Raw genomic sequence first — 13,447 nt, 5'->3', positions numbered from 1 at the left:
ATTGGTTATTATTCACAGCCGGAACCGGATAGCGTAACATCACCTTCCTTACTCCATTTATAGCTCAGATTATTCAGGTGCGATAATACTTTGATAACCTGTTCCAACCCCGTGGTATTTAAGAAGGTTGCGCTAAAACGGCAGCTTCCTATCTTTTCGTTATCAAGGATAACTTTTACACCATATCTTTCTGTTAAAACGGCCGCGGCTTCTTTCAATGTTATATGATCCATCACCAAATCGGTCTCTTTCCAAAGTACCGTTGTTTTGGCATTCAATATATCTATGGAAGATTGATTATTGATTTCGTTATAACTTATCTGATGATTGGGCAATACAATGCCTAAGGTTTTTTTAGGGGTAGATACTTTAACTTTTCCACGGGTTACCGTTACCTGGATCAAACTGCCTGCCGATTTAATATTAAATGCCGTACCTAACACGCGGGTTGTAATTTGCCCTGTATGCACCAGGAAAGGGTGAAGCGGATCATGCCTTACATCGAAATAAGCTTCGCCGGTTAAATATACTTCGCGGGTTTTCCCGGTGAATTTTGCCGGGTAATCTAAATGACTGTTCTCATTTAATGTCACTACGCTTCCATCGGCCAGCCTGATCTCGTGCACATGGCGGACGGAGTTTGATAGTGTTACCCGGGCCTGCATGGGCATTGGTTTAGGCCTTGTGTGTAAAAAGTACAGGCCTGCGCATATTAACAATGCAATGGTAGCGGCAACCGAACGGATAATTGTTTTGGAGCTTCTTTTTTGAAATGAGTAAACGTTTTTTTCCTTTTTTACAATCTCAAGCAACTTATTGTATAAAACTTCCTGGTGAACGACTTCTGCGTCAGCATCAGGTTTCATTTCAGTATCGGCCCATAGTTTCTCCAATAAACCTTCAATTTCTGGCAAATTCTCCTCTTTGGCCATCAGCTCAAAAAGTTCGTTAAACTCTTCTGTAGTACACGAGGTGTCCAGGTATTTTTGAAATAAGTATTTTATGCGAAAAACAGAGGCTGTTGACATGCTGCACTTGGCTGGTTTAAAACCAATTCATATACATGACGATAAAAAGAGAAGAGAGGACTAATCAGATCTGAAAAAAAATAAAAAAAAACGAGATTGTAAGCAGGATGGATAGTTGACCGTGTTTTATAAACTCGCGTATTTTTTTTAAAGCAGTAACAATGTGATTTTTTACCGTGTTTTTTGACAGGTTTAGCTTATCAGCAATTTGCTCATGCGTAAGCCCTTCTTCCCGGCTTAAATTGAGTATCAATTGTTGCTGCTGAGTAAGCATTTGCAAACAATGTATCACATGCTGGTTATATTCTTTAAAATCATGATTTGAGGCTGCAGTTGCCTGCTCATACAGCATGTGTTGGTTAAGGAGCTGCTGTATTTTTTTTTCGCGGGCGGCCGTACGTAAAAAGTCGAGTGATTTATTTACAGCCATCCGGTGAAGAAAAGCATCAACATTTTCTACTTCACTTAAGATCTCTTTAGCCGACCAGATCTTTACAAAAATATCAAGCACCAATTCTTCTGCAATTTCGCGAGACTTGACAACTTTATAAATATAAGCGAAAAGCCGGGGTTGGTTTTTTTGGAAGAATAATTTAAAAGCAAGCTCATCGCCCGATGACAGACGCTGGTGCAGCGAATTTGATATTTCGTCACCTATATCGGATGAACCCAAATTGTTAAACAAAGCAATATTATAATTGGAATCATAAAGTAACAATCTATTATTCAAATAATCAATAAGTAAGTGAATAAATGATTGTTTAGAATACAATTAATAATACGCTCTGTACCGGTCAACCTTTACTTAAATGATATATCGTAAATTATTGCTAAATATGTCGATAACGGAATCTTAAGGTCCGCTTCAGACCTGTCCTGACTTCAATACAAGTGCATCTCCTTCAAACCTGATTCCCGGCCAGCCATAGGCCATAAACTGACGGATATTCTGATGATCTGTACCATCTGGATTTGCAAGGACGGTCCTATAGTGCTCCGCAAATAAATAAAGCGTATCAGGCTCACTTAGATTATTGAGTTGTGCAAAAGCGAAAACCCTGGCGCTGCCCTGGTTCTGAGCTGCTTCGTTATAAACATTGCCATTTTTAAATGCAGTTGGCTGATGCTCGTAATAATTATTAATAAATTCGATAACTTCATTAAATGTAACTGTACCCTCTTTTAGGGCGGTAAGTAAACCAGACAATTGCTCTTTCATTAAGAAAATATTTTCGCGAAAATAAAATTTAAAAATAGTTATTGATGCAGGTCGTTGATTTCAATTGAAATGGAGCCGGATTAACCGTAGCCTATAGCCAGCCCTGGCCTTTCAGATAAGCAACAAATTGCGGGTTTTGCGCGGAAAGCACCGGTAACCATAATCCTAACTTTTCCCGCTCCCAGTAAGGGCCGGCACCAGGCGCGGGACGGGCAAAACGGTAACGGTAAATAACTGCACGAATATAACGCGGTGGTTTTTCCGGGAAAGGATTTCCGGCAAATAAACCAACTACCCCCGGTTCATTATGCAATAGTTTCCACGCCAGATGATATGTCCAGGGGTACTGATCGGCTGTGGACATTGCGGCAAACCACATCTGCCAGTCCAGTCTTAATTGGTACGGCGCCACCTGGCGAGGAGACTGGTCAGGTGCTACCGGCAAGCCATTATAAGGATAAGCTTTCCAGTTTGCACTATCGGGATTGAGGTCTCTTGTTCCTTCAAAAACTACATTAAAACGTTCCTGTCCCACGCTGCCGAATGCACCATAGGTATTTACAAGCTCCAGTGGATCAAATGAGGTATTCATAATTTGTTTGGGCGACAGGAGGTTAAACGCGGGCTGGAAGCTTAGCAATCCTACTATACAAGTTACTATCAGTGCGGTGTACTGCATAGGCTGCGAAACTTCAGCTTGCTCTTCGGCCTTCGCAGCTTTGCGTACAAGTACACCCGGCAAAAGCTTAGCCCAAAAACCATCATCAAGGCAAGCCAGCGCAGGCACAATGGTAAGCCAATTCAAAAAAGAAAGGTTCCCGCTCGAGATGATTGCAAATTGAAACAAAATAATAACACTACCAGCGATGTGTCTGAATATCCGCGGACCAAAAACAAACCAGGGTGCCAATAGTTCGGCCAGCCAATTGAACCAAACACCAAGCCGCAATAACGAATGTGGCAGAAAGTGAAACCAGCGGCTAAACGGTCCCGGTATTGGCTGGGTTTCAAAATAATAATACAATGCAGTTCCATTGCGCCACACAGCATCGCCACGATATTTGATCATTCCAGCACCAAACATAATCCTGAAGATGAGCCAGCGAAACAGGATAATAATGAGCAAAGGCGGCGGGCGTTTAGGAAAGGGCCGCATATCCAGCAAAGGGCATAAAAATATAGCCAGAAAGCCGGTTTCTGTAAGTTGGATTTCCCAACCATAACCATACCAGTCCTGCCCAACATGTACCAATGATAGATACAATACCCACAATACCCCCATTGAAAGCGCGTTGGCATAACCGGCCACAACAATCAGGGATAAAATTAAACCTATCCATGAAACAAGCAGTAATGCCCGATCTGAGTGCCAAAACCAAAACACTGAAGGCAGCCGCATAAATCCTGCTCCTTTTGAACCCAGTGCTATACTTACCTGATGCAAATAATTATCAACCGGTAATAAGCCATTTGCGCCCATTAAGGGCAGTACCTGGTTTATAGCTACAAGGAACGCTACCGCGTAAACCGCACCCAGTAGGCGAAGAATCACAAAGCGGGTGAGCCAGTACTGAGGTGTTGGGATATGTTCAAAGCTATATAACATAATGACATGTATCTTAAAGTTACAGAGATTTGAAGATTATGGGTAGAAATATTTGATTAACGCAGTATGCGAATCAAAATGACTTTTCTTGCTCATACCATAAGGACTTCAGCCCAATAAGCAGCCACAGCAATTAAATTAATATATTTATTACCTAAAGCTTAATTCTTAAAAAATGTCAAACAATAAAAAAAACTGGTATCAAAGGCATATTGATTCTGTGAACTTTGGCCAGCGATTGGCCGACTCTGTAGCGGCCGGCATGGGTTCATGGCGGTTCATCATCATTCAAACCTTAATTGTTGCGTTGTGGATGGCGCTAAACGTAGTGGCCTTTATTGGTCATTGGGATCCCTACCCATACATTTTATTAAACTTGTTGTTTTCAACCCAGGCGGCATATGCAGCCCCGATTATCATGATGGCACAGAACCGCCAAAATGAACGTGACCGCGCCCAGGCCAATGAAGACTTCCGAACCAATGTGGAAGCAAAAAAAGAAATTGAAGAATTACAACTGCGCTTAAACGCCATTTAAGTAGACAAGCTCGACAGAATCCTGGCACTGCTTGAAAAAACGGATAAAAAATAACCAATAATCTCACAAACACGAAACCAACCACCTTTTCAGGATAGTTGGTTTCGTAATCTTTGCCAATCGTTTATTGAGTGTAAACTACGGGGTAATGGTTGCCGGCGCTTTAAGAAAAATCTTCATAGCTATTATTTTACAGGTGTATCAAATAAAGAAACCGTAAATTGGCTATCGGCGTCCGTTTCGCTTGTTTTGGCATAAGGAGAAAATGTTTTGACTGACAACTCGTTGCGCTTAACCGAAAATTTATACAAACGCATCAACCCATTGCCGCCGTTAGGCCTGCTTTGATAATCGTTAAGGAAGACCTTAATCGTGTGGCCGTTAAAAACTTCTGTACGATAACCCTCCCCATTATCACCAACGTGCCCGCAAAGCATCATAAACATATTGGGATTGTTTTTAAGGCTCTCATAAATAGCCTTGCCCTGTGCATTAAAAGGAGCCTGCGGCACATTGGAACCCTTTACCGGGTTAAAGTGTAAAATGGAGTGGCTTACCACAATTGCCTTGCGGGAGACATATTTGCTTAAAATTTGGTTAGCCCAACCATACAGCCCTGCCTGATCTTCGTTAAAAGCATCAAATTCGAGAAACAACACGATAAAATCAATACCTCCCGCAGTAAACAAGTCATAATGGCTATCGTTATTATCACCGTAATGACCGCCATAATATGAACGGCCTTCAAAGTGTTTTACACCAAAATATTGATTATATCCATTAGTAGTGCCTGTAACCGGGTGCTGTGACGGGAACTGGTCATGATTACCAACAGCCAAACCGTAAGGAATACTAACTGGATTTTCCAGGCCATAAAGCGCGGTTTTGGCAAGGTACCACTCGCTTCTGGCTGTTACCGGGTTATCACCATGTTCGGTAATATCACCCATGTGTGCTACATAGGCTATGTTTTCTTTAGTCTTGTTCTTCTGGATCCAGTCAATTTGCGCCTTGAACATCTCAAAAGTTCCGCCAAGCTGTGCCTGGGGCAGGTAGTATTGCGAATCGGGAATTACAGCGATTGAAAAATCGCCGGATTTTACCGTTGCTTCGGGTCCCGGAGTGTTTAACACGGTATCTCTTGGAAGCAATGGTTCTGATTGCGCGCTGTTATTCAACAATAATGAGCCAAGGCAAAGCCCGGCTGCGAATGCATTTCTGTATTTCGGTAACATGTGGTATTAGTTTGATGGTGAAACTATTCCCCGCCTTCAGCAATCTGAAAGCGGGGACAGTAAACATTGATGGATCAATAACCCGGGTTTTGAGTCATGTAGCCAGGGTTTAAATCAATTTCGGGCTGTGGGATGGGATATAACAATTTATTGGCTGTTACATTGTAAGTATCAGGTGTAAGGTAGTTTACATGAGTTTTTAGTACAGCTCCAAAAGCGTTCATCACGTCAACAGCTTGGCCGGTGCGTACAAGATCGTTCCAGCGGTGGTTTTCGAAGGCCAGCTCGACCCGGCGTTCATGTGCTATGATAGTGCGCAAAGATGCCTGGTCGGCAGTGGTTGTTGCGGGTAGCCCAGCCCTTGACCTTACTGTGTTCAGTGCAGTTAATGGCGATTTACCCTGCTCGTTCTGTGCTTCGGCTAAAAGCAGCAATGCATCTGAATAACGGTAAACAGGGAAGTTATCACTTGACCCGGTAACCGCAATGAGTGGCGGGTGCTCGTACTTTTTGATGTAAGGTACGCCCATTTTACCTGCTGCCGGTGTATAACCAATTACACTTTTATTGGCCGAATAAACAAACAGGTCGCTGGCGTTATAAGTACCTTCAACAATCCCGATAGAAGCATCAAGGCGCTTGTCATTGGGCTCATAGGCATTGATAAGATCCTGGGTAGGTGTATTCCAGCCACCGGTTGAGCTGTTGTTGATATTAATCCCGGTGATGATTGAGGTATTTGTACTCCTCGGTAAAAAATGAAAAGGCAGCGGGTTTGGCGTAGTGCCTAAAACTGTCCCTTCTAAAAACTGGATGTCAAATAATGATTCTTTGCTGTTTTTATTTCCGGGTGTAAAGGCATCTGCGTAATTAGCGTTTAATCCGTAACCCATGCCCGAAAGCGTAGTTAGTAAGGTTTCAGCATCTGCCCATTTCTTTTGAGTAGCGTAAACCTCGGCCAGGAGCATCGTTGCCGATCCTTTGGTGGCTTCTCCTGTTTGAGGGAATTTCGCCGGTGCACTCAACTCACTGATGGCATCCTTAGCATCGGCAATAATTTGATTATATATCGCGTCAGCTGCTGAACGTGGTAAAAAGGCATCTTCGGCCTTGGTCACTTCCTTTAAAAATAAAGGAACGCCACCAAATAACTTAACCAGTTTAAAGTAATAAAAAGCCCTTAAAAATTTGGCCTGGCCGTCAATGGGCGCTTTAACAGCCGCGTCAAAATCCGCAGCTCTCAATCGCTCAATAACAATATTGGTGCGGGAGATCCCAGTATAGCAATGCTGCCAAACAGCGTTTACATAATCGTTGGTAGATGTATTTGTGAAGTTTGAAATACTTTCGCGATATAAATACGCGGTACCACGGTTGCTGGGATAAGGCTGGTAAATGGTATTGTCCGAGCGCATTTCTGAAGTAAAGTAATCGTTTACCAAAACGTCACGCAGTGGTGCGTAGGCGGCGATGTCGGCCTGTTTAAATTGATCGACAGTTTTATAAAATGTAGCATCGGTATAGGAATCCTTAGGCGTAAGATCAATAAAGTCTTTTTTACACGAAGCCGCGGTAAGCGCTGTTAAAGCAAGGATGATATATGTCTTTTTCATACAATGTTCTTTGGGAGATTATTTAAAAGTTGCTGAAACACCAAATGAAAAGGTGCGTGGGATAGGATAAGCATTTTCATCAACGCCAATACCCAGCGTAGGATCAAGCCCGGCGAAGTTGATCTCCGGGTTCATACCCGAATATTTGGTAAGCACAAAAGCTTGCTGAACAGAAGTATAAACCCTTAAGCTGCGCATCAAAAACTTTTCGCCCAAATTAAACCGGTATCCCAGCGAAATATTCTTTGCAGTTAGGTATGAGCCGTCCTCAACCCATTGCGAGTTAACTTGCCTTCCCATTGCTGTAGTTCCGGTTTTTGTACGTGGATAAACGCCCGAGCCAGGGTTTTCCGGCGATCTCCAACGGTCGGCAGCAGCGGCAAGCATCACACGTGAACCATCGAGATTGGTTTGATAAGCCCATTTAGCCGCATTTAATATTTTGCCACCAACTGAAAAAGCCATGTGGATGTTCAGGTCCCAGTTTTTATAAACAAAGTTGTTGGTAAGGCCACCAGTAAATGTTGGCGTTGGATCCCCGATAAAGGTACGGTCGTTCACATCATCGATAACGCCATCGCCATTAATGTCCTTAACCTTGATAGTACCGACGTCAGAAGCGCTGCCGTACTTGGCCGAATTAGCCAGGTCATTGGCATCTTTATACAATCCTAAAAATACAAAGCCATAAAACTCGCCCAGGTGGTGTCCCTCCTGCTGGCGGTAATAATCAGACGATACCGTGTTGTTTCTGCGGATGTAACCCGGAGAAACCAGGTTTTTGATCAGGTTGCGATCAAAGGAAACATTCAGGTTAGTTGTCCATTTCAATTTCCCGGTAAGGTTGGTTGAGTTAACCGTAAACTCGTGTCCCCATAACTCAATAGCACCCACGTTATCCAGGATGCTGGTAAAGCCCGACGCCTTAGGTATAGGGCGCTGCATGATAAGCCCATCGGATATTTTGTGGTAATAATCGTAAGTGAAATTCAAACGATTGTTAAACAGCGACAGGTCTAAACCGATATCGAATTGTTTATTGCGTTCCCAGCGAAGGTCATCATTAGCCAACCGGTTAATGGTTTGCCCTGCTACAGATGCGCCACCAAATTCATAATAATATTTCGCTATTGTTGCCTGTGCAGCATAGTAACCCGGAAAGAAATTATTACCGGTTACGCCATAGCTCGCGCGGATCTTCATGAGGTTAAGAAAACTGAAACGATCCATGAACTTTTCATCACTTATTACCCAGCCTGCCGATACCGAAGGGAAATTACCATAGCGCTGGTTCGCACCAAAGCGCGAAGATCCGTCACGACGAACAGCCCCCTGCAGCAGGTACCTGCCTTTATAATTGTAGTTAATACGAGCGATACCAGATAACAACGAATAAGCACTATATGAACTGCCACCTTCTGATAAACTTGTAGCCGCGTTTAAATATGGGATATCGTCGCTTGGGTAACCTAAACCGGTTAACGTATTACTAGTACCGCTATATTTTTGAGCAGAATAACCTGCCAGTGCTTCAATATTGTGATCTCCGAAAGATCTATGGTAAACCAGGTTCGCCTCCGCAGTATATGATCCATTATCTACTGAACTGCTGGTTCCGGTGGCCTGACCTACCGTTGAAGTAACTACACCCGACTGGAAATACTGCCGGGTTTCGGCGCCTTTATCTACAGCGATATTAGTTTTAATGCTCAGGCCGGTTAAAAACTCGTAGTTTAAATAGCCATTGGCCAGGATGCGTGTAGTTTTATAATCATCGTTAGTAAGGTTGAACTGGGCCAGCGGGTTAATATAAGCCACCATACCCGGTGAATAAGTATCACGGTTGTAACTGCCATCTGCATTATAAGGCGACTTTAACGGACTGGCTTCAAAAATCCTTTCAAACAAACCGCCAACCCCATCAGTACCTAAACGGTTGTTATGATCAAGGCGATAGCTTGGCGCAAGATTAAAGCCTATTTTTAATTTATCGTTGCTTAATGAAAGGTCCTGATTTATACGCAATGAAAACAATTTGGTGCCGGTATTAATCAGTACGCCCTGCTGCTCCTGGTAACCAGCCATAACTGTCGAACTTGATTTTTCGCGCGCGCTGCGGATGGTGATGTCATAACTTTGAATCGGAGCAGTACGGGTAAGCAGTTTATACCAGTTAGTACCTTCGCCATATTGCTCCGGGTTCAAATAATCGGCTGGGGTAGCTGTTGTATAGCCAGGTTCGTACTGACGGCTATCGGCAAATTTTTCATTCATGTACTGGGCAAAGCCACGGGCATCCATCATTTTTGGAACTCGCTCGCCCGGTATTTTCTGCACACCATAATTAGCATTAAATTCAATTTGAGCATCGCCCGGTTTAGCATGTTTTGTAGTGATCAGTATCACGCCATTTGCTGCCCGTGAGCCATAAAGCGCTGTAGCCGAAGCATCTTTTAAAATACTGAAGCTTTCGATCTCGGCAGGATTCATGTTATTGATGCTGCCTGTAACAGGGATTCCATCAATCACTACCAAAGGCTGGTTGCTGGCATAAAAAGAAGCCGCACCCCTGATCCTGAATTCTACGCCACGGCCCGGTTGTCCGCTGCTTTGCGCAACCTGGACACCGGCCGCCTTTCCTTGCAATTGCTGAGCAAACTGCATTACAGGCATATCCTGAAGCGGAGCTGCATCAACCTGGGTAAGCGAACCCGTAACTTCCCTTGCACGCTGTTTTCCATAACTTACAGTAACTTCTTTTAACTGGCTACCGGCCACAAGGCGGATATTTAAAGTAGTTGTTTGATTACCATTGACTGTAATATTAGCAGATTCAACACGGCTGTAACCCACAAATGAAGCAGCCACGGTGTAAGTACCTTCGGGCAGGCTGATATTGTACCTGCCATCTGCATCGGTCATCATTCCAAACGAGGTACCAACTATGCTTACCGATGCACCAGGTAAGGGCTGTCCGCTTTCATCTGTTATCCGCCCGCTTACCCGTCCGGTAAGCTGCCTGTAAAGTATAATATTACCGGCTTGCTCCTTAAAGCCTATCTCCTGCCCTTTAAACAAATCCGTTAGGATATTTTTCAGGCTTTCGTTCTGATAATTTGCCGCATTGACGTGTTTATTAGCGATTTTTAAAAACAACTCGTCATAGGTAAAAGCAACGTTGGCCTTTTGCTCCAGTTTTTTTATAACTGAAGAAAGGTCTTCGTTCCCGATGCTGATATCAAGCCGGGTATTTACCCCCTGGGCCGCTAACTCAGTAGCTTTTACAGATACCAGGCCGATGGTTATTGATATGGAAATTAGTAAAAAAGAGATACGCATAAACTGTCTGCATAACTGTGTATGGAAATTCATATTTTTGATTGCTTTGTAATAGTCAAATTTTGCTGAGCATTGCGGGTTGTGGTCGGCAAACCTTCACCTGCTGAAATTAAAGCCGGCTCCTGCTGAAACAGGACCGGTTTCTTTTTTAAGGGTTAATAAATAATTACGTTGGTACCCTCCTTTCTGAAATGTGCATTATGTATGGCGCTGATGAGTTTCAGCGTTTCTGTGGCCGGTGTATTGCGCTTAATACGTAAGGTGAATAAATAATCATGCACCCGTTTGCTGCCCGCTTTTAAAGTAAGGCCATACAGGTTTTTAAAAACCAATGACAGTTCCTCAAACTTTACACGATTTAAATAAGTGTCACCATCTTTCCAGCTCTGGCTTTGACCGGCATCCACTTTTTTCTGCTCAAAGGTGCCATTGTCCGTCATATAGCTGAGTTCCTGTCCCGGTGCGAGGAATGAAAGCAACTTTGTTCCTTTGCTTACCCCTACCTTGCCGGTAACAACAGTAATTTTAACATGAGGAAGGCTGTGATATGCGTTGATGTTGAACGAGGTTCCTAAAACCTGCACCTGTAAAGGAGCGGTGATAACCCTGAATGGTTTGTGAACATTGTGCTTAACCTCAAAATAAGCCTCCCCCTCATCCAGGTAAACCTGGCGTATAGTCTTATCAAAATTAGAAGGGATCCGTACACGGCTTTGGGCATTTAACCAAACAACAGAACTATCCGGCAATGTCAGTTTCCTGATCTCACCGTTATGTGTACTTAAAGTGGTATAAGTTTCCGGAACTATAGTTGCGGGGTTTCTCAGAAAATAAATCAACGCAGCGGAGCAGCATAACAATAAAATACTTGCAGCAATTCGATAGCTGAACCACATCGACCGTACAGGCGTATTGATGGAGCCGCTGATCTTTGCATGCATAGCATTTCTTACGCGCTCCAGCTCTTCTGCCGGCAACGCTTGCTTTTCATTCCCGGCATCATATGAATCATACCAGGCTTCAATGATCGCTTTTTCGGTTTCGTTAGTTGCGCCTTTCTGGTACCGGCCCAGTTGTTTTATAAATTTACGTAGCTCCATAGTGGGTTTTCAACAGTAAGTCGTTAAAAGGCCCTGGAGGTACTTATAATTTACATCAACATTTTGTTAATTAATTGTAAAGCACAAATAGTATTAGTGCTAAATAGGCGGCGCTTTGTTCGGGGTGTTTTTCGGAGATAGCGATACGGAGCCGGCGCAGTACTTCAGAGATGTAATTTTTTACCGTTTGCTCAGCCAGTCCTAATTCGCTGGCAATTGCTTTTACCGAGTGGTTTTCGCTGCGCAGTTCGTAAACCTTTTGCAGCATTTCGGGCATATGCTTAACCGCCTGTTCAAGCGTTTGCTCCAACTCAAGATATCCGGAATGGTCATGTACGGAATTTTCAAGCAATTCTACACGCTGCAGCGCATCCTCCAGGCGCACATGCGTAACCTTTTGAGTTCTGAAATAACTGATCACGCTCAGACGTACTGCGCTCAATAAATATTGCTCGAAACTTGTCTGAATGCTTAGGGAATGTCTGCGCTGCCACAGCTTGATAAAAATTTCCTGAACGAGGTCCTGCGCCTGCGCTTCGTCGTCAAGCCTGGCGCTGGCTGCCCGGTATGATCTCTCCCAATAACGCTCAAACAGCAGATCAAAAGCCGAATGATCGTCTTCCCTGATTCGTGAAAGTAAATAGTATCGGCAATTTCTATCATTTGATGCTACAAACCTACATTACTAATGTTAACTAAACTTTAAGAAAATGATCGCTGCATGGTTGTTACAAAAAACTAACCGTCTAATAAAATATTGGATGATAGTTTGTAGATTTAAAAATTATGAGAAACCAACCTACTATTAAAAAGAACTCAAATAGCAGATTCATCCGCATACAGCTCATCGCAGGATTGCTGCTTTTTATAATTTCCGGAGCCAGAGCTCAACAGGCAAAGGATCCTGCCGTTATCGGCCGATGGGATATAACTATTGATAAAGGTGGCAAAAGCCTTCCTTCCTGGCTGGAAGTTCAAAAATCAGGTGCACATACCCTAATTGGCCGTTTTACCTATGCTTTCGGAAGTGCGCGGCCAATATCAGAAGTAAAACCACATGACGGCAAATACAGCTTTTCTATCCCGCTGCAATGGGAAGAGGGAAACCGGAACATGGATTTTGAATTTGAGGTTAGGGGCGAAGAATTAACCGGAACAATGGTATATTCAGATGGGGTTACCTATCATTTTACAGGTGTCAGAGCTCCATCTATGATAAGGGCAAAGGCACCGGTTTGGGGCAAACCTGTTAAACTGTTCAACGGCAAAGACACCAAAGGCTGGCATACGGACGGCAAAAACCAATGGGTAGTAGAATCGGGCATATTGAGGAGCAAGCACTCCGGCGCAAACCTTATTACCGATCAAAAATTCAGCGATTTTAAATTACACATCGAATTTCGCTATCAAAAAGGCAGCAACAGCGGCGTTTACCTGCGGGGACGTTATGAGGTACAGGTTATCGACACTAAAACCGGTGAGCCTGAACCTATCAATAACCAGTTTAGCGCTATTTACGGTTTCCTGCCGCCTAATAAAATGATGGCAAAAAACGCCGGGGAATGGCAATCATATGATATTACACTGGTAGGGCGGTTAGTTACCATCGTAGCCAACGGTACTATGGTAATATGCCAGCAGGAAATTCCGGGCATTACCGGCGGGGCTATCGACAGTAAAGAAGGTGAACCAGGGCCGCTGCTGATCCAGGGGGATCACGGACCTATCGATTACAGAAATATTATCATTACTCCGGCAAAATAAATTAC

Annotated in this window: 11 protein-coding genes; 2 read left to right on the top strand and 9 right to left on the bottom strand. The window is 43.6% G+C overall.

From position 1 onward, the window contains the following. Positions 1-8: 8 nt before the first annotated feature. From ACP26M_RS07515 to ACP26M_RS07500, 4 genes are all read right to left on the bottom strand, one after another. A complete protein-coding gene (locus tag ACP26M_RS07515) occupies positions 9-1,028 on the bottom strand; it encodes a FecR family protein (RefSeq protein ID WP_426587595.1) in 1,020 nt (339 codons plus the stop codon). Positions 1,029-1,092: 64 nt separating this feature from the next. Continuing rightward, positions 1,093-1,713 (bottom strand): RNA polymerase sigma factor, encoded by a 621-nt coding sequence (locus ACP26M_RS07510; protein ID WP_426587593.1) that lies wholly within the window; start codon positions 1,711-1,713, stop codon positions 1,093-1,095. Positions 1,714-1,893: 180 nt separating this feature from the next. After that, a complete protein-coding gene (locus tag ACP26M_RS07505) occupies positions 1,894-2,247 on the bottom strand; it encodes a HopJ type III effector protein (RefSeq protein ID WP_129570123.1) in 354 nt (117 codons plus the stop codon). Between the two features lie 91 nt (positions 2,248-2,338). After that, positions 2,339-3,853 carry a lipase maturation factor family protein gene (locus ACP26M_RS07500; RefSeq protein ID WP_426587591.1) on the bottom strand — a complete coding sequence of 505 codons (1,515 nt, stop codon included), beginning with the start codon at positions 3,851-3,853 and terminating at the stop codon, positions 2,339-2,341. Positions 3,854-4,028: 175 nt separating this feature from the next. Here ACP26M_RS07500 and ACP26M_RS07495 point away from each other — a divergent pair, with 175 nt between their 5' ends. After that, positions 4,029-4,391, top strand: coding sequence for a DUF1003 domain-containing protein (locus ACP26M_RS07495; protein ID WP_426587589.1), 363 nt, complete (start codon positions 4,029-4,031; stop codon positions 4,389-4,391). 185 nt (positions 4,392-4,576) lie between these two features. Here ACP26M_RS07495 and ACP26M_RS07490 read toward each other — a convergent pair whose 3' ends face one another. From ACP26M_RS07490 to ACP26M_RS07470, 5 genes are all read right to left on the bottom strand, one after another. Further along, complete coding sequence (locus tag ACP26M_RS07490) at positions 4,577-5,626, bottom strand: metallophosphoesterase (protein WP_426587587.1); 1,050 nt, start codon at positions 5,624-5,626, stop codon at positions 4,577-4,579. Between the two features lie 74 nt (positions 5,627-5,700). Further along, complete coding sequence (locus ACP26M_RS07485) at positions 5,701-7,239, bottom strand: RagB/SusD family nutrient uptake outer membrane protein (protein ID WP_426587585.1); 1,539 nt, start codon at positions 7,237-7,239, stop codon at positions 5,701-5,703. Positions 7,240-7,257: 18 nt separating this feature from the next. Continuing rightward, the gene (locus ACP26M_RS07480) at positions 7,258-10,611 is read right to left on the bottom strand and encodes a SusC/RagA family TonB-linked outer membrane protein (RefSeq protein WP_426587583.1); all 3,354 of its coding nucleotides are present in this window, start codon (positions 10,609-10,611) and stop codon (positions 7,258-7,260) included. Between the two features lie 122 nt (positions 10,612-10,733). Then, on the bottom strand, positions 10,734-11,678 hold the full coding sequence (locus tag ACP26M_RS07475) for a FecR family protein (RefSeq protein WP_426587581.1): 945 nt from the start codon (positions 11,676-11,678) through the stop codon (positions 10,734-10,736). Between the two features lie 70 nt (positions 11,679-11,748). Continuing rightward, a complete protein-coding gene (locus ACP26M_RS07470; RefSeq protein WP_426589706.1) occupies positions 11,749-12,306 on the bottom strand; it encodes a sigma-70 family RNA polymerase sigma factor in 558 nt (185 codons plus the stop codon). 158 nt (positions 12,307-12,464) lie between these two features. Between ACP26M_RS07470 and ACP26M_RS07465 the strand changes: the two genes are divergently transcribed. Continuing rightward, the gene (locus tag ACP26M_RS07465) at positions 12,465-13,442 is read left to right on the top strand and encodes a 3-keto-disaccharide hydrolase (protein ID WP_426587579.1); all 978 of its coding nucleotides are present in this window, start codon (positions 12,465-12,467) and stop codon (positions 13,440-13,442) included. The last annotated feature ends 5 nt before the right edge of the window (positions 13,443-13,447 follow it).

It is taken from the genome of Mucilaginibacter sp. R-33, assembly GCF_049949235.1.
GTDB lineage: Bacteria > Bacteroidota > Bacteroidia > Sphingobacteriales > Sphingobacteriaceae > Mucilaginibacter.
Note: the sequence above shows the minus strand (reverse complement) of the source record. Positions and strands in the feature narration are given on the sequence as shown.

Bases quoted from the DNA above. Each gene is read 5' to 3' on its own strand.
- ACP26M_RS07515 (WP_426587595.1), bottom strand. From the start codon at position 1,028: ATGTCAACAGCCTCTGTTTTTCGCATAAAATACTTATTTCAAAAATAC.
- ACP26M_RS07505 (WP_129570123.1), bottom strand. From the start codon at position 2,247: ATGAAAGAGCAATTGTCTGGTTTACTTACCGCCCTAAAAGAGGGTACA.
- ACP26M_RS07500 (WP_426587591.1), bottom strand. From the start codon at position 3,853: ATGTTATATAGCTTTGAACATATCCCAACACCTCAGTACTGGCTCACC.
- ACP26M_RS07495 (WP_426587589.1), top strand. From the start codon at position 4,029: ATGTCAAACAATAAAAAAAACTGGTATCAAAGGCATATTGATTCTGTG.
- ACP26M_RS07490 (WP_426587587.1), bottom strand. From the start codon at position 5,626: ATGTTACCGAAATACAGAAATGCATTCGCAGCCGGGCTTTGCCTTGGC.
- ACP26M_RS07485 (WP_426587585.1), bottom strand. From the start codon at position 7,239: ATGAAAAAGACATATATCATCCTTGCTTTAACAGCGCTTACCGCGGCT.
- ACP26M_RS07480 (WP_426587583.1), bottom strand. From the start codon at position 10,611: ATGAATTTCCATACACAGTTATGCAGACAGTTTATGCGTATCTCTTTT.
- ACP26M_RS07475 (WP_426587581.1), bottom strand. From the start codon at position 11,678: ATGGAGCTACGTAAATTTATAAAACAACTGGGCCGGTACCAGAAAGGC.
- ACP26M_RS07465 (WP_426587579.1), top strand. From the start codon at position 12,465: ATGAGAAACCAACCTACTATTAAAAAGAACTCAAATAGCAGATTCATC.